Genomic DNA, 16,274 nt, shown 5'->3' with positions numbered 1-16,274 from the left:
ACCACAGCTGTGGTGTCCCGGCCCCTTCCGTCCGGGCGGGCGTCCGGCCGGGTCAGGCCGTCTTGCGGCTGTCGCGCGGATGCACCGCGATGTTCATCGCACCGGAGCGCAGGACGGCGAGCCGCTCGGCGAGCACCTCCTCCAGCTCCTCCCGGGTACGCCGCTCCATGAGCATGTCCCAGTGCGTGCGCGCGGGCTTGCCCTTCTTCTCCTCCGGCCCCTCGCCGTCCACCAGCAGGGCCTGGGAGCCGCATACCTTGCACTCCCACTCCGGCGGGATCTCTGCCTCCACCGAGAACGGCATCTCGAACCGATGCCCGTTCCCGCATGCGTACTCCACCGCCTGACGCGGCGCCAGGTCGATGCCGCGGTCCGTCTCGTAGCTGGTCACCACGAGCCGCGTGCCGCGAAGAGCTCGCTCACTCATGAATCGTGCCTCCCGGGCTGGTCGCCCACAGGACATGTGTCGCTGTCGTCATCAATCGGGTCAACGTCCGGTCGGCGGTGAAGATTCCCGAGGGGGTTCCGCGTCGCCCGTCGCGCCGCCCCTCCTTGTACCCACCGGCGTCCGGTTTGTCACGTCTGGTAGGAGATGTCACCCGGCGTCCGCGCGGGATGGCTCGGGGTAACGGTCCGTCCGGCGGGACCGAAGGCGAAGGATACCCGCCCTGCGCCGCTCCTCGAAATCCATTCCGGATTCCCCTCCCGGTTCCACCCTGTACCTCTCCGGATACCCTGCGTCCGGGACGGCGAACAGCCTGAGGAAGATCTGGCTCAGCGGTCCGATGGCGAGGGCGTACACGACCGTACCGACTCCCGCCGTGCCGCCGAGCACCACCCCCACCGCCAGCACCGTGATCTCGATGCCCGTGCGCACCAGGCGCACGGACCTGCCGGTGCGCCGGTGCAGCGCGGTCATCACCCCGTCCCGGGGCCCGGGGCCGAAGCGGCCGGTGATGTAGAGGCCCGTCGCCACCCCGTTCAGCAGGACGGCCGCGAGCATCAGCGCCACCTGCGCCACCGGTTCGGACGGGTGGGGGAACAGGGGCAGGGTGAGGTCCATCGTGGTCCCGACGAGCAGCACGTTCGACACCGTGCCCAGTCCCGGGCGCTCCCGCAGGGGGATCCACAGCAGGAGCACGGCGAGGCCCGTGAGGTTGGTCACCATGCCCATCGAGAGGCCCGTGCGCTCGGCCATGCCCTGGTGGAAGACGTCCCACGGGTCGAGGCCGAGCCCCGCCCGCACCATCATGGCCATGCTCACCCCACAGAGCACCAGACCGCAGTACAGCTGGGTCAGGCGGCGTGGCAGCCGTTTCATCCGGTGGTCTCCTCTGGCGCGTGCGGCCTGGTCCGTGACAGCCTGTGGCCTGGAACGCGGCGCGGCACAGGGCCAATTCGCGGAAGGTGGATCGGAATCATGAGCGAGTGGACCTCCACGGTCGGGGCCGGTCAGCTCGCCCGGCTCCTCGGCTCCCAGGAGGCGGCGTCCGGGCGGCGGCGCGGCCCCGCGTACCGCGCGCTCGCGGACGGCATCCGGCTGCTGGTCCTCGAAGGCAGGCTGCCCGTCGCCGCCCGGCTGCCCGCCGAACGCGAACTGGCCGCCGCCCTGGCGGTGAGCCGCACCACCGTCGCCACCGCGTTCGAGAGCCTGCGGGCCGACGGGTTCCTGCGGTCGCGGCGCGGCTCCGGCAGCTGGACCGCCGTCCCGGCCGGGCGCGCCCTGCCCGCCAGGGGGCTCGACCCCCTGCCGCCCGAGGCGGGTGGCACCACGATCGACCTCGGCTGCGCCCAGCTCCCGGCCCCCGAGCCGTGGCTCAGCCGCGCGTTCCAGGCCGCACTGGGCTCGCTGCCCCAGGCCGCCCGTACCCATGGCGACTTCCCCGCCGGACTGCCCGCGCTGCGCGCCGCCCTGGCGGACCGCTACACCGAGCGCGGTGTCCCGACGATGCCGGAGCAGATCATGATCACCACCGGGGCGATGGGCGCGGTCGGGGCGATCTGCCGCATGTTCGCCCCGGCAGGGGAACGCGTCGCCGTGGAGCAGCCCTCGTACGCCAACGTCCTCCAGCTCTTCCGCGAGGCGGGCGCGCGGCTCGTCCCCGTCCCGATGGGGGACGGGCTGAGCGGCTGGGACCTTCCCGTGTGGCGCCACGTGCTGGCGGAGGCGTCGCCCCGGCTGGCGTACGTGGTCGCGGACTACCACAACCCGACCGGCGCGCTCGCGGACGACGAGCGGCGGCGCGGCCTGATCGCGGCCGCGCGGGCGTCGGGGACCGTGCTGATCGCCGACGAGACCATGGTCGACCTGGGGCTCGATCCCGTGCCCGGCGGGCGGCCGAGGCCGATGGCGGCGTTCGACCACGGCGGGTCCACGGTGATCACCATCGGGTCGGCGAGCAAGGCGATCTGGGCGGGCCTGCGGATCGGGTGGCTGCGGGCCGCGCCCGAGGTGATCCGGCGGCTGGTGGCCGCGCGGGCGTGGGCCGACCTGGGCAGCCCCGTCATGGAGCAGCTGGCGGTCGCCTGGCTGCTGACCGAGGGCGGCTGGGCCGAGGCGCTCGACGAGCGGCGCGCCGAGCTGCGGGGGCACCGCGCCGACATGGTGGCGGCGCTGCGCGACCGGCTGCCCGGCTGGGAGTTCGCCGTGCCCGCGGGCGGGATGACGCTGTGGGTGCGGACGGGCGGGCTGTCCGGGTCGCGGATCGCCGAGGCGGCCGAACGGCTCGGGGTGCGGGTCGCGTCCGGGCCGCGCTTCGGGGTGGACGGCGCGTTCGAGGGGTATGTGCGGGTGCCGTTCGTCGTGGGCGGTCCCGTCGCGCGGGAGGCGGCGGACCGGCTCGCGGCGGCGGCGGACCTGGTCGCCGGGGGAGCGGCGGGCATCGGCCTGGCCACCCCGGCGGGCTACATCTCCTGAGGGAACGGTTCAGCCGCCGGTGCGCGCGGCGTACTGGCGGCACTCGCCGGTGAAGACGGCGGCCAGCTCGGCGCCGAGGACGGACGCGACCAGCTCGGCGGCCGGTGTGCCGTCCACGCCGCCGGGGTCGCGGTAGACCTGGAGCGCGAGCCCCTCCGTCACGGCGGTGAGCCGGACGGCGGCCGGCCAGGTGGCCAGGCCGGGCGCGACCTCGCCGCACTCCTTGCCGTTGCGCACACCCTGTTCGATGTCCGCGCGGATCTGCCGCGCCGTCGTCACGTCCACCTCGGCCAGGGCGGGCGCGTCCAGGGCGCGGCCCGCGAACGCCCGCGTGACGCGGAACTCGGTGCGCCGCGTCTCGTCCAGCGGGATCATCTCGGCCAGCACGTCGGCCAGCACTCCCGCGATGGGCCGCCGGTGCCCGACGCCTTCCCTCACCCGCTCGTCGGCGCGGGCGCGGATGCGTGCGCTGACCACCTGGAACGCGTGGAGCAGCATGTCGTCCTTGCTGCGGAAGTAGTGCTGCACCAGTCCGACCGACATGCCCGCGGCCGCGGCGGTGCGGGCGACCGTGACCGCGTCGAGGCCGTGGCCGGCGATCAGCAGGCAGACGGCGTCGGCGATCTGGCGGCGGCGTTCGTCGTGGTCGGCTGTCCTCGGCACTTGATAACCGTACCACCGTACGGTAAAAACCATACGGTCATATGGTTATCTCCTCCCGATCGGCGGGCCCTGCATGCACCTCCGTCCACGGCGCGCCGTCCTGCGCGCGCTGATCCTCCCGCTGTGCCTGCTCCTGGGCGCGGTGGCGGCCCCGGCGGCCTCCGCAGCCGGGACCCCACGACCCGGCCGCTTCGCGGACCTCGACGCGTACATCCAGGACCGGATGGAAGCCACCCACACCCCCGGGCTCGCCTACGCCGTGGTCGGTCCCGACGGCCCCGTCCACCGGCGCGCCTGGGGCACCGACGGCCGGGGCGCCCCGGTCACGGCCGAGACCCCCTTCCTCTGGGGGTCGCTCTCCAAGCCGGTGGCCGCGACGGCCGCCATGGTCCTCGTCCAGGACGGGCGGCTCGGCCTGGACGACCGGGTCGCCGACCACCTGCCGCGGTTCCGGTTCGGCGGCGCCGGGCACGCCTCCCGGGTCACGGTCCGCGACCTCCTGCGGCACACCGCGGGCCTGCCCGAGCGGGCCGGCTTCACCGTGACCGACTGCTTCGACGCGGACTGCCCCGGCCCGGCGGAACGCCTCTCCGCCCTGGACGACGTCGCACCGCTCGGGCCTCCCGGCAGCGTGTACGAGTACACCAGCGCCGACTACCTGATCCTCGCCGCGGTGGTCGAGGCCGTGACCGGCCGGTCCTTCGGCGACCAGCTCCGCGCGTCCGTGCTCGGCCCGGCGGGCATGGACTCCGCCGTCACCGACCAGGCGTCCGCCCGGCGCGAGGAACTCCCGCCGGGCCACCAGCTGCTGTGGGGCAGGCCCGCCGCCGTCGCGGACGGCGTGGACGACGACGGCGCGGCCTACGGCTACCTGGGCGGCGACCTGGACGACCTCGCCGCCTTCGCCGCCCTCCAGCTCCGGTCGGGGACGACCGCGGACGGCGCGGCCGTCCTGACCCCGGACTCCGTACGGCTGACGCGTGCGGAGGCCACACTCCCCGACGGCACGCGCACCGGCTACGGGATGGGCTGGCGGACCGGCGGCCTGGACGCGCCGCTCGACACGGCCGTCTGGCACACCGGTGCCACACCCGGGTACTCGGCGGCGCTCTTCCTGCTGCCGGAGCAGGACACCGCGCTCGTCCTCCAGCAGAACCTCTACGGCCTCCTCGCGGACGAGGCCGTCCTCCAGGTCGCCTTCGGCGCGGCCCGGATCCTGGCGGGCGGCGAGGCCCCCGCGGACGCCCCCTCCGCGTCGTTCTACCGCGCGGCGGTCTGGGGCAGCACCGTCCTCGCCCTCGCCCTCCTCCTCGCCGCCGTCCGCTCCGCCCTGCTGCTGCGCCGCCCGGCGCCGTCCACGCTGCCGCGCCGCGTCACGCTCACGTTCCTGTGGTGCCTGGCGGGCGCCCTGCCGTGGGGGATCGCCGTGCCGCTCCTGAGCCGGATGAGCCGCGACCAGCTCATGACCTGGGTGCCGGACGTCACCCTCGCCCTCTGGGCCGCCGTCCTCGCCGGTGCGGCCACCGCCGTCCTCCGCCTCGTCCTCGCCTTCCGCGCCCCGCCGCTCCGGCGCGGCGGGACCGGGCGGCGGGCGGCCGGCCGTGCGCGTCAGTCCTTCGCGTCGGCGTAGCACTCCACGACCGCCGTGGTGCAGGCGAAGCGGACGGGGGTGGGGCCGAACGCCGTTTCCCCGGCCGAGTCGGCCGCCGCGGTGATCGCCGCGGCGACCGCCGCCGCCTCCTCCTCGGGGCAGTGCACGATCACCTCGTCGTGCTGGAAGAACACCAGCTCGGCCCGCATGCCGCGCAGCGAGCGGCGCAGCGCGGCCAGCATCAGCAGGGCCCACTCGGCGGCGCTGCCCTGGACCACGAAGTTCCGCGTGAACCGGCCCCAGGCGCGGGCGGCCGGTGTCGTCCCCGCGCGCGGCGGGTCGGCCGCCCCGCCGTCGGGCACCTCGTCGGGGTCGCCGCTGACCGTGCCGGAGCCGGGGGCAGGTGAGGTGCGTCCCAGCCAGGTGCGGACGAGGCGGCCCTGCTCGCCCGCGCGCGCGGCGTCGTCCACGTACGCCACGGCGCGCGGGAAACGGCGGCGCAGGTCGGCGAGCTGCGCCAGGCCGTCGCCGGACGTCTGCCCGTAGACGGCGCCGAGCAGCGCCAGCTTGGCGGCGGCCCGGTCCCCGGAGAAGCCGCGCCTGGCGAGCGACGTGTACAGGTCGCCGCTGTCCCCGGCCGCCGCCATCAGTCCTGGATCGCGTGAGATGGCGGCGAGCACGCGGGGTTCCAGCTGGTCGGCGTCGGCGACCACCAGGCGCCAGCCGGGGTCGGCGACCACGGCCCGCCTGATCACGCGGGGGATCTGGAGCGCGCCGCCGCCGTTGGTCGTCCACCGCCCGGACGGCGCGCCGCCCGGGACGTACTCCGAGCGGAAGCGCCCGTCCCGCACCCACGAGCGGAGCCACGCGCGGCCGTGGGCGGTGTGGATGCGGTAGAGCTTCTTGTAGCGGAGCAGCGGTTCGACGGCAGGGTGGTCGATCCGCTGCAGCTCCCAGGCCCGCGTCGAGTTCAGCCTGATGCCCGCGCCCGCGAACGCCTTGAGGACGTCGGCCGGCTGGTCGGGCCGCACGTGGACGCCGGGGCCGAACGCGGCCGAGACCTCGGCCGCCAGCTCGCCGAGCCGCCGGGGCGGGGCGCCGCCGGGGAAGCGTTCGCCGAGCAGCTCGTCCAGCAGCCGTTCGTGCAGGTCGGCCCGCCAGGGCAGGCCCGTGCGGCCCATCTCGGCGGCGACCAGTGTGCCCGCCGACTCGGCGGCGAGGAGCAGCCGCATGCGGCCCGACTCGGCGACGGCCGCCGTACGGGCGAGCTGGGCCGCGTAGACGTCCAGGAGCGCGGTGAGCGGGTCGGCGTCGCCCGGCAGGGGGGCGGGGGCGGCCTCGAAGAGCGACGGCTGGCCCGAGTCGGGGACGCCCGCCGGGAGATCGGGGGGCACCGGGAGGCCGTGCAGCCTGGCGTAGGCGGCGCCGAGCGAGCGGGGGAGGTGGTGCGTGCCCTCGTGGCCCAGCAGCAGCGCCTCGGCGGCCTCGACGTCGTAGCACCGGTCCACGTACCCGCCGTCGTCCAGGACGCGGGGGAGTGCGGCGGTCGTGGACCGCCAGACCCACCGCGCCACCCACGGCCTGGCGCGTACGGCGGCGCCGGGTCCTGGCTCGGCGGTGACGGGACCGGCCTGCCGCCCGTGGGCGTCGAGCGGGCACACGCGGACCGAGCCGTCGGGGTAGTCCGCCATGGCCCAGCGCCCGGAGCCGGCACCTGAATCGCTCATGCGTGCGATTCTCGCACCGGGCACTGACACTGCCGCCGGCCGCGCGGCGGCTGTCCCCCGGACGGAGGGTCAGGCGTGGGCGGACCACGGCAGCCGCAGGCCGCGGGCCTCGGCCGGGCCTTCCGGCACCGGCACGGGGACGGTCAGCCACAGCGTGCGGCCCGACTCGTCCTGGAACGTCCGCACCCCGCCGCTGTCCCTCACCCCGGCCACCCCGTCCTGGCCCGCGGGGCCGCCGCCCGTCCTGCCGCAGGCGTCCGGCGGATGGTCGCACACCGACAGCGCGAGCCGGTCCCACAGGAGGACCAGCTGGACCCGGCAGCGCGGCGCCGCGTCCGCGTGCCGCCGCATGGCGGCGAGCAGGAGGCCCATGCCCTCCTCCGCCGCCTCGACGACCTCGGGGACCCGCCAGTAGCGGAGCTGGGCGGAAACGATCCGCCGCGCCCGCTCCTCGCAGTCCGGCGGCACATGGAAGGCGACTGCACGGTGGTGGCCGGGCTCGGCCGGGGGACGGGTCACGGGGCGCCTCACCGATCTGCCGCCGCGCGGCGGCTCGAAGAACGGGTGAAGTGTCCGATTATGGCACCGCTTGCGCCCTTCGGGGCGTCCTGTCACACGAACGTGTGGTTCTTCCCGAAGGAAGGCTTCAGCGCCCCGCGCCCTCGCCCGGCCCCGCGATGATCAGCTCCGCCAGGTGCTCGGCGATCTCCTCGCGGTCGGCGCCCGGCAGCCCCGAGTCCGTCACCAGCGTGTCCACCTCGTCCAGCGAGGCGAACGAACTCAGGCCCGTCGTCCCCCACTTGGTGTGGTCGGCGACCACCACCACCCGGCGCGCCGAGCGGATGAAGTGCCGGTTCGTCTCCGCCTCCGCCAGGTTGGGCGTGGACAGCCCCGCCTCGACGGAGATCCCGTGCACCCCCAGGAACAGCACGTCGAAGTGCAGCGACCCGATCGCCGCGTCGGCCACCGGCCCCACCAGCGCGTCCGAGGGCGTGCGCACCCCGCCGGTCAGCACCACCGTCGCCGTCTGCGGCGCCCCGGCCGCCGCCGGGTCCGCACGCCGCGCGTCGTGGAAGACGTCCGCGACCCGCACCGAGTTGGTGACCACCGTCAGACCCGGCACGTCGAGCAGCTCACGCGCCACCGCGTACGTCGTCGTCCCGCCGGAGAGCGCCACCGCGCTGCCCGGTGACGCCAGGGCCGCCGCGGACCTGGCGATCGCGCTCTTCGCCGACGGTTCGAGCGACGACTTCGCCTCGAACCCCGGCTCGTGCGTCCGCTGCTCCGCGACCGGCACCGCGCCGCCGTGCACCTTCTCCAGCGCGCCCTGCCGTGCCAGCACGTCCAGATCGCGGCGCACCGTCATGTCCGACACCTGGAGCATCCGCGTCAGTTCGCTCACCCGGATACCGCCGCGCCGCCGCACCTCCTCCAGGATGAGCGCCCGCCGCTGCCCGGCCAGCAGATTCTGGTTGTCGCTCACAGGGCCTCCCTCGTCTCCGGAAGGGTCATCCTCGCACGCCCCAACTTCCACCGACCGTGGACGGTTCACCCCGCCCGGCAACGGAGAGACACAGACGTGGGACAGCACGCGACCCCGGGGGAGCGGACCATGACGACCGATCACACGACGGACGGCGGCCACACGGCCGGGCCCGCGCCCGAACCGCGGCACGCGCCGCCGGAACCCGCCCTCGAACTCCTCGTCCACGGCGTCGGCGGCACCACCCCGCAGGAGATGCTGGAGTCCACCTGGACCACCCGCGTCACCGGCGACGGCACCGCGAGCATCCACCGCCGCGCCGACGACCTGGCGGAACGGCCCTGGGACGACGACGACCCGCAGCGCGAGGCCTACTGCTGGTCAGGACTCACCTCGGGCAACGGCGCCCGCGCCCTCTGGCTGCTCCTGCTGCCCTTCATGATCGTGAACCTCGCCCACTGGATGCGCCCCACCGCGCCGGGCGGCGCCCGGCGCGCGCAGGACGTCCACGCCGTCCTCGTCCGCCTCGTCGCGCTCACCCTCACCGTCCTGTTCACCGCGGGGGCGTGCGCCGTCGCGCTCGACCTCATCGCCTGGCAGTGCGCCGGTTCCGAGCCCTGCGCCGCGCGCACGTCCTGGCTCGAACCGGTCTCCGGCGACAGCTGGTGGGCCCAGCCGGGACGCCGCCTGGCCGTCGCCGCCGCCCTGCCCGTCGCGCTCACGGCCCTGCTGTGGTGGCTCTCCCACCGCACCTGGAGCAGCTACGAATCCGCGTCGCCCCCCGTACGCCCCCGGCCCGACGGCGGCGAACGCGCCGCGCTCAGCCTGCCCGGCTTCTGGTACGGGCGGCGTTCGGTGGCCCGGCTGCGCGCCACGCACACCGCCGCCGCGCTGTTCACCGTCACCACCGCGCTGCTGCTGGCCACCGCCCCCTTCGACCAGAGCGGGCGCGGCAGCGCGGCACTCGACGCCACCGGCCGCGTCCTGCTGGTCCTCACGGTCCTCGGCTGGGGCGTCGTGCTCGTCCAGCAGATCCTCCACGGCAGGACCGAGCAGGAGCCCGACGAACGCCCCGACCCGCCGATGACCCGCACGCTGCCCTGGGGCGCGGTCGCGCTGCTGGCCGCCGTCGTGCTCCACACCGCGTGGAGCCGCCCCCGGTGGACCAGCGGCGGACGGCTCCCGGCGGGCGGCGGCACGTTCCCCTCGCTGATGATCCTCCAGGGCTTCCTCGTCGTCGGCCTCGCGCTGACCGCCTACTGGCTGCACCGCCACACCCCCCGGCGCGAACGCGGCGCGCTGCTCGGCCTCGGCGGCCCGGCCGTCGCCATGCTGGCCTGCGGCATCGGCGGCGTCTTCACCGGCGGCGTCGCCGACCGCGTCGCCGACTGGCTCGACCCCTCGGCCGCGCCGGGCGAGGAGGGCGCCACGATCACCGGGCCGCCCGTCGTCCTCAGCTGGGAGGCCGCCGTGATCCCCGCGCTGCTCGCGGTCGTCCTCGTCCTCGCCGTCGCCGCCGCCGTGCGCACCCGGCGCCTCGCCGCACGGCTCGCGCCCGGCGTCAGGAGCGGCTACCCGGACGAGAGCTGCGCCCCGCTGCGCGAGCGCAGCGCCCGGATCGCCGCCTCCGTCGCCCGCGCGCGGCTCACGGACTCGGCGCCCGCCCTCGTCGGCTGGATCGCCGGGAGCTGCCTCCTGCTGGGCCTCGTGGTCGTGGGCGGCTCCCTCACCGGCGAGTCGCCCGCCGAACTCGTGGAGGGCGCGCCCGCCCTCGTCAGCGCCGTGACGGACATCAGCCAGGTGCTCGGCTCGTGGCTGATGGGCATAGGAGTCGTCGTCCTGCTGGCGGTGGGGCGCCGGGCGTACGCGGACAGCGGGGCCAGGCGGACCGTCGGCATACTGTGGGACGTCGGCACGTTCTGGCCGCGCGCCGCGCACCCGTTCGCGCCGCCCTGCTACGCCGAGCGCGCCGTGCCCGACCTCTCCTGGCGCATGGGCACCTACATCGACGCCACGGCGGGGCGGCTCATCATCTCGGGGCACTCCCAGGGCAGCGTCCTCGCGGCGGCGGCCGTCTGGCAGCTCGACGCCGCCACGCGCAGCCGCATCGCCCTGCTCACGCACGGCTCGCCGCTGGAACGGCTCTACGGCCGCTGGTTCCCCGCCTACTTCGGGCCGACGGCGCTGCGCTCCCTCCACCAGGACGTGCCCTGCTGGCGCAACCTGTGGCGTGCCACCGACCCCATCGGCGGGCCCGTCCTGGTGCTCGGCGGCCCCGGCATGGCGCCCGTCGACCGGGGGCCGCTGTCCGACCCGCTGTTCTACGGCCGCAACCTCCTGCGCCCGCTGCCCGAACCCGTCCTCGGGCACGGCGACTACCCCGAGGACCCCGCCTTCGCCGAGGAGCGCTCCGCGCTGTTCCGCCGCCTCCTGCGCGGCCAGGCCGCCGCGCCCATCGCCCTGCCGGGGCAGGCCGCGCCGGACACGGGGCGCAAGGCGCGGCGGACGGACGCGGGCGGCGGCGCGTGAGGGCGGCGCGACCGCCTCAGCGCAGCGGCGGCAGGTCGTCCGGGTAGAGCACGGACAGGTCGGCCGTGCTGGGGTCGGCGAGCCGGGCGACGCGCCCGGCGTGCCGCTCGACCATCGCCTCGAACGTCTGCCGCGCGGTGCGCCCGTTGCCGAACGACGGGCCGCGGTCGAGCGTCGTGAAGTACTTCAGCAGCGCCTCGCGCGTGCCCTCGCCCAGCTCGTACTGCTGCTCGCCCGCCTGCTGCCCGACGATGCTGAGCAGCTCCTCCGGCGAGTAGTCGCCGAAGCTGATGGTGCGGGAGAAACGCGAGGCGACACCCGGGTTGACCAGTAGGAAACGTTCCATCTCCGCCGTGTAGCCGGCCACGATGACGACGACCGCGTCGCGGTGGTCCTCCATCAGCTTCACCAGCGTGTCGATCGCCTCGCGCCCGAAGTCGCGCCCGGCGTCCTCCGGCGAGAGGGCGTACGCCTCGTCGATGAACAGCACGCCGCCGCGCGCCCGTTCGAACGCGTCCTGGGTGCGGATCGCCGTCGAACCGATGTGCTCGCCGACCAGGTCGACACGCGAGACCTCCACCAGGTGGCCGCGCTCCAGCACGCCCAGCGCGGCGAGGATCTCCCCGTACAGCCGCGCCACGGTGGTCTTGCCGGTGCCGGGGGAGCCGGTGAAGACGAGGTGGCGGCGCGGCGAGGCGGCCTTGAGCCCGGCCGCCTCGCGGCGCCTGCCGACCTCGATCATGTCGATCAGCGCCCTGACCTCGCGCTTGACGGTGTCCAGGCCGACCAGCGACTCCAGTTCGCCGAGCACGTCGTCGGAGGAGCGCGCGTCGGGCGCCGGGGGCGGCGGGGCCGCGGGCGTGACCGGCGCGGCGGCGCGTGCCGGGGGCGCGGCGGCCGTCGATCTGGCGACGGCCGTGTCCGCGACGGGCGTGGGCGCGGGCTCCGGCGTCTTGAGCCGCACGTCCGCCCCGGGCGCGGTGGACTCGTCGCTGTGGCAGTCGGTCAGGACCGGGCTGTCCTCCGTGAACACGTAGCCGCCGCGCGCGCACCGCTCGGTGCGGCAGCGGTTCAGCTCGGTCCTGCAGCCGTCGATGATGTGGAAGCCGTAGCCGCCCGAGCCGGAGATCCGGCAGCGCGTGAACCGTCCCCTGCCGCCCGCCGACACGTAGACCCCCGCCTCGGACGGGCCCGTGACCGTGCAGTCCTCCACCGAGGGGTCGGCGCCCTTCGTGACGATGAAGCCCGTCCTGGCCTCCTCGACGGTGGTGCCCGTCACCGTGCCGCCGCTGCCCTCGTCGCGGAACCAGGCGCCGGTCCCCACCCGCCGTATACGGCAGGCGTCGAGGCGGGCCGTCGCGCCGTCGCTCACCGAGACCGCCGAGCCGCGCACGTCCTCCACCCGGCTGTCCACCACGTCCGCCCTGGACCCGGCGTCCAGGACGAACAGCGCGTCCGGCACGTCGTGCACCCGGCAGGACTCCAGGACGGCCGTCGCGCCGTCGCTGACCCACACCGCCGGGTAGTCGCCGGTGCTGCCGTGGATCTCGCAGTCGTGCGCGTCCGCGTGCGTGCCCGGGTCCCAGACGGACATCCCGTTGCGCCCGAAGCCGTGCACCGCCGTGCGGACCAGGGTCAGCACCGAGCGGGACCGCAGGTCGAGCGCGTTCTCCGGGATGTCGGTCACCGCGCTGTCGGTGAGCGTGAGCACGGCCTCGGTGTCCAGCGTGATGCCGTCGCCCGTGGTCGCGGCGACCCGGCACTCGGTGAGGTGCGCCGTGGCGCGCTCCGCGAGCCGTACGCCGGGGCCGCGCACCTCCTCGAAGACGCACGCCAGCGCGTCCACCGCCGAGCCGTCGCCGGTCACCGAGAGACCCGCCCCGCGCGAACGCCGCACGGCGCAGCGTTCGAGGCGCAGGTGCGCCGGGCCGCGCACCGCGATGCCCGGCTGCCCCGACTCGGTGACCTCGCACTCCTCGAACAGGCCGCCCGCGCCGTCCGTGACGCTGATGCCGGTGCCCGTCGGGTTGCTCACCGTGCACTGCCGCACGGTCGGCCGCGCGCCGCCGCGCACCTCCACGCCGGACGCGGAGGAGGTGTGGATCTGGAGGCCGGTCAGCTCCGGCATGCTGTTCTCGACGAGCACGGCGGGCGCCGTCGTGTCCTGGCCCTCGATCCGCAGCCCCTGCACCGTGGCGGAGCCGCGCACGGTCAGCGGCACGCCGTCCAGCGGGGCGACGCGGGCCGGGCCGTCCCGGTCGTCGGCGGGGCCGCGCAGGGTGACGGCCTGTTCGACGACGAGGTTCTCGCGGTACGTGCCCGGGGCCAGGACCAGCACGTCCCCGTCGGCCGCGGCGGCGAGGGCTTCGGTGACCGTGCTGTAGACGGCGGTCCGCCGCCGCCAGCGTCCCGTACCGGTGTGCGTCACCTGGACCGAGCCCTTAGTCATGGACCGCTGTGCCCCAACCTCGTGCGATGACCGCGCTTTTTACCACGCGTACTGGCGTCTTGGCCGCTCCACCGTAGCGCGCCGCGGGCTGCCGGTATGACCGGAGCGACAGCACTGGGCGTGCGCCCCGCGCGTGCCTCCGCGCTCCGGAAGTGCGCCTGCGCGCCCTCACACCCTAGCCCGTCACGATAAGTCATCAACTCGTCGCTCTGTGTGGAGACGTGCAGGAAGGCCGCGCCGGGATACCCCGCAATTCCCTTGGGAAATCCAGTAGTTGACCGCTCTTTCGAGTGATTGCCGCGTCTGCGCGCACCCTCTAGTTTCTTCGCGGGATCTCCCCCGATTGGCCCTTGAACGGAAAGGGCGAAAGCACCGTGGATTGGCGACACGACACATGACGACTGCAACCGGTAACGCGCCGGAGAACGCGGCGCGGAACACCGCGCCGAACGGCCCGTCGAGCCTGACGACGGCCGCGGCGCGGAATCTCGCGACCACCACCAAGACGCCGCCGCAGATGCAGGAGATCAGCTCCCGCTGGCTGCTGCGGGTCCTGCCCTGGGTGCAGGTGTCCGGCGGCACGTTCCGCGTGAACCGGCGCCTCACCCACACGCTCGGCAACGGGCGCGTCGAATTCGTCTCGACCGGCACCGAGATCCGCGTCATCCCGGCCGAGCTGGGCGAACTGCCCGCCCTCGCCGGATACGACGACACCGCCGTGCTCGAACGGCTCGCCGCGGTCTTCACCCAGCACGACTTCCGCCCCGGCGACGTCCTCACCCGCGCCGGCGACCCCGCCGACCAGGTGGTACTCGTCGCGCACGGCAAGGTCGGCCGGCGCGGCCCCGGCCGCTACGACGGCGAGACCGAGCACGGCGTGCTGGCCGGCGGCGACTTCGAGGGCGACCGGCTGCTGACCGAGGACGACCCCGGCGGCTGGCCGTACAGCCTGGTGGCCCTCACCGGCGGCACCGTGCTCACCGCCGACGCCCAGGCGCTCCGGGAGGTCGTGGACGGCGCCCCGGGGCTGGCCGCCCACCTGGACTCCGCACGCGCCGCCGAGGCCGCGCCGCGCAACGCCGCGGGTGAGGCGGCGATCGAGTTGGTGTCGGGGCATGTGGGTGAGCCGGTGTTGCCGGGGACGTTCGTGGATTACGAGTTGTCGCCGCGTGAGTACGAGTTGAGTGTGGCGCAGACGGTGTTGCGGGTGCATTCGCGGGTGGCTGATCTGTACAACGAGCCGATGAACCAGGTGGAGGAGCAGCTGCGGCTGACGATCGAGGCGTTGCGTGAGCGGCAGGAGCACGAGCTGGTGAACAACCGGGAGTTCGGGCTGCTGCACAACGCGGACGTGCGCCAGCGCATCCACACCCGCACCGGCCCGCCCACCCCCGACGACCTCGACGAACTCCTCGCGACCGTCTGGAAGGAGCCGAGCGTCGTCCTGGCCCATCCCAAGGCCATCGCCGCGTTCGGCCGCGAGTGCAGCAGCCGCGGCCTCTACCCGGACACCGTCTCCCTGGGCGGGCACGCGGTGCCGGCCTGGCGCGGCGTGCCGGTGCTGCCGTGCAACAAGATCCCCGTCACCGCCGAGGGCACCAGCTCCGTGCTCGCCCTGCGCACCGGGGAACGGCAGGGCGTCGTGGGACTCCACCGCACCGGCATCCCCGACGAGTACGAACCCGGCCTGTCCGTCCGGTACATGGGGGTGAACGACCAGGCGGTGATCTCCTACCTGGTCAGCGCCTACTATTCCACCGCCGTCCTCGTGCCCGACGCCCTCGGCATCCTGGAGGACGTCGAGATCGGCCACTGAGCCGCGGCCGCCTCTTTTCCCCCGGAGCGCATTCCGCCGTTCCGCTCGCATTTCCGTCCGGCGCACCCCTGTTCGGATTTCCGGTGCGTCCGCCGCCGGGAATTCCCGGGCCTGTTCCGCACCGTACGAAGAATGCATTCTTCGCGCCCCATCTCCCAGCACGGCTCGACACAGCACGCCTCAGACACAGCACAGCACCGCGCATCCGGCCGCCGCGCACCGCCGCGTCCCGGCCCGCCCATGGAAGGCACATCCCGTGAACGCCCAGCAGAACCCGCCGCTGTCCAGCCTGGACACAGCCGCCGCACGCAACCTCGCGACCACCACCAAGACGCCGCCGCAGATGCAGGCGGTCTCCTCCCGGTGGCTGCTCAAGATCCTCCCGTGGACGCAGGTGTCCGGCGGCACGTTCCGCGTGAACCGGCGCCTCACCCACACGCTCGGCAACGGCCGTGTCGAGTTCGTCACCACCGGCCGCCAGGTCTCCGTCATCCCCGCCGAACTGACCGAACTCCCCGCGCTCCAGGGCTTCGACGACGAGGAGGCCCTCGCCGCGCTCGCCGAGCGCTGCGTCCAGCGCGAGTACGCCGCGGGCGACGTCGTCGTCGCGGGCGGCACCCCCGTCACCGAGGTCCTGCTGATCGCGCACGGCAAGGTGCAGCGGCTCGCCCCCGGCCCGTACGACGCCGAGCGCAGCCTCGGCATCCTCGCGGACGGCGAGTACGACGGCGACCGCGCCCTCACCGGCGGCCCCGCCGAGTGGCCGCACGGTCTCACGGCCCGCACCCGCTGCACCGTCCTCGCGCTGCCCCTCGACGCCGTCTCCGCCGTCGCCGACCGCTCCGCCGCCCTCCGCGCGCACCTCGACGGCGTCGCGTCGCGCCCCGTCCCGCGCCAGAACCGGCGCGGTGAGGCGGCGATCGAGTTGGTGTCGGGGCATGTGGGTGAGCCGGTGTTGCCGGGGACGTTCGTGGATTACGAGTTGTCGCCGCGTGAGTATGAGTTGAGTGTGGCGCAGACGGTGTTGCGGGTGCATTCGCGGGTGGCTGATCTGTACAACGAGCCGATGAACCAGGTGGAGGAGCAGCTGCGGCTGACG

Annotated in this window: 12 protein-coding genes; 5 read left to right on the top strand and 7 right to left on the bottom strand. The window is 74.8% G+C overall.

Annotated features, from left to right (window positions below; all coding sequences use genetic code 11):
* Positions 1–52 precede the first annotated feature (52 nt).
* Entirely contained in the window at positions 53–427 is a 375-nt protein-coding gene (locus ACIBPC_RS12405; RefSeq protein ID WP_052850867.1) for an RNA polymerase-binding protein RbpA, read from the bottom strand.
* Positions 428–595: 168 nt separating this feature from the next.
* On the bottom strand, positions 596–1,321 hold the full coding sequence (locus tag ACIBPC_RS12400) for a YitT family protein (RefSeq protein ID WP_398843518.1): 726 nt from the start codon (positions 1,319–1,321) through the stop codon (positions 596–598).
* A 99-nt stretch (positions 1,322–1,420) separates the two neighbouring features.
* Here ACIBPC_RS12400 and ACIBPC_RS12395 point away from each other — a divergent pair, with 99 nt between their 5' ends.
* The gene (locus ACIBPC_RS12395; RefSeq protein WP_362958802.1) at positions 1,421–2,917 is read left to right on the top strand and encodes a PLP-dependent aminotransferase family protein; all 1,497 of its coding nucleotides are present in this window, start codon (positions 1,421–1,423) and stop codon (positions 2,915–2,917) included.
* 9 nt (positions 2,918–2,926) lie between these two features.
* Here ACIBPC_RS12395 and ACIBPC_RS12390 read toward each other — a convergent pair whose 3' ends face one another.
* Positions 2,927–3,580, bottom strand: coding sequence for a TetR/AcrR family transcriptional regulator (locus ACIBPC_RS12390; protein ID WP_398843514.1), 654 nt, complete (start codon positions 3,578–3,580; stop codon positions 2,927–2,929).
* A 73-nt stretch (positions 3,581–3,653) separates the two neighbouring features.
* Between ACIBPC_RS12390 and ACIBPC_RS12385 the strand changes: the two genes are divergently transcribed.
* On the top strand, positions 3,654–5,210 hold the full coding sequence (locus ACIBPC_RS12385; protein WP_398843512.1) for a serine hydrolase domain-containing protein: 1,557 nt from the start codon (positions 3,654–3,656) through the stop codon (positions 5,208–5,210).
* Here the strand turns inward: ACIBPC_RS12385 and ACIBPC_RS12380 are convergent.
* The 3 genes from ACIBPC_RS12380 to ACIBPC_RS12370 form a co-directional block, all read right to left on the bottom strand.
* A complete protein-coding gene (locus tag ACIBPC_RS12380) occupies positions 5,189–6,898 on the bottom strand; it encodes a bifunctional 3'-5' exonuclease/DNA polymerase (protein WP_398843510.1) in 1,710 nt (569 codons plus the stop codon). The genes ACIBPC_RS12385 and ACIBPC_RS12380 overlap by 22 nt on opposite strands.
* 69 nt (positions 6,899–6,967) lie before the next feature.
* Positions 6,968–7,417 carry an ATP-binding protein gene (locus ACIBPC_RS12375; RefSeq protein WP_398843507.1) on the bottom strand — a complete coding sequence of 150 codons (450 nt, stop codon included), beginning with the start codon at positions 7,415–7,417 and terminating at the stop codon, positions 6,968–6,970.
* 127 nt (positions 7,418–7,544) lie between these two features.
* Positions 7,545–8,381: a DeoR/GlpR family DNA-binding transcription regulator gene (locus ACIBPC_RS12370; RefSeq protein ID WP_362958814.1), complete on the bottom strand. Its 837-nt coding sequence runs from the start codon at positions 8,379–8,381 to the stop codon at positions 7,545–7,547.
* A 129-nt stretch (positions 8,382–8,510) separates the two neighbouring features.
* On the opposite strand from ACIBPC_RS12370, the gene ACIBPC_RS12365 reads away from it, so the two are divergent.
* Entirely contained in the window at positions 8,511–10,910 is a 2,400-nt protein-coding gene (locus ACIBPC_RS12365) for a hypothetical protein (RefSeq protein ID WP_398843505.1), read from the top strand.
* A gap of 16 nt (positions 10,911–10,926) precedes the next feature.
* Here the strand turns inward: ACIBPC_RS12365 and ACIBPC_RS12360 are convergent, their stop codons facing one another.
* The gene (locus ACIBPC_RS12360; RefSeq protein WP_398843503.1) at positions 10,927–13,359 is read right to left on the bottom strand and encodes a right-handed parallel beta-helix repeat-containing protein; all 2,433 of its coding nucleotides are present in this window, start codon (positions 13,357–13,359) and stop codon (positions 10,927–10,929) included.
* 394 nt (positions 13,360–13,753) lie between these two features.
* On the opposite strand from ACIBPC_RS12360, the gene ACIBPC_RS12355 reads away from it, so the two are divergent.
* Together ACIBPC_RS12355 and ACIBPC_RS12350 are read left to right on the top strand one after the other, a co-directional pair.
* A complete protein-coding gene (locus tag ACIBPC_RS12355; protein ID WP_398843500.1) occupies positions 13,754–15,175 on the top strand; it encodes a family 2B encapsulin nanocompartment shell protein in 1,422 nt (473 codons plus the stop codon).
* Positions 15,176–15,431: 256 nt separating this feature from the next.
* Positions 15,432–16,274, top strand: an 843-nt coding sequence (locus ACIBPC_RS12350; protein ID WP_398843498.1) for a cyclic nucleotide-binding domain-containing protein, incomplete at its 3' end; no start/stop codon positions are given.

Origin of the sequence: Streptomyces sp. NPDC049879, assembly GCF_044461265.1 — a bacterium.
Classification (GTDB): Bacteria; Actinomycetota; Actinomycetes; order Streptomycetales; family Streptomycetaceae; genus Streptomyces.
This window is presented reverse-complemented; position numbering and strand designations above follow the sequence as displayed.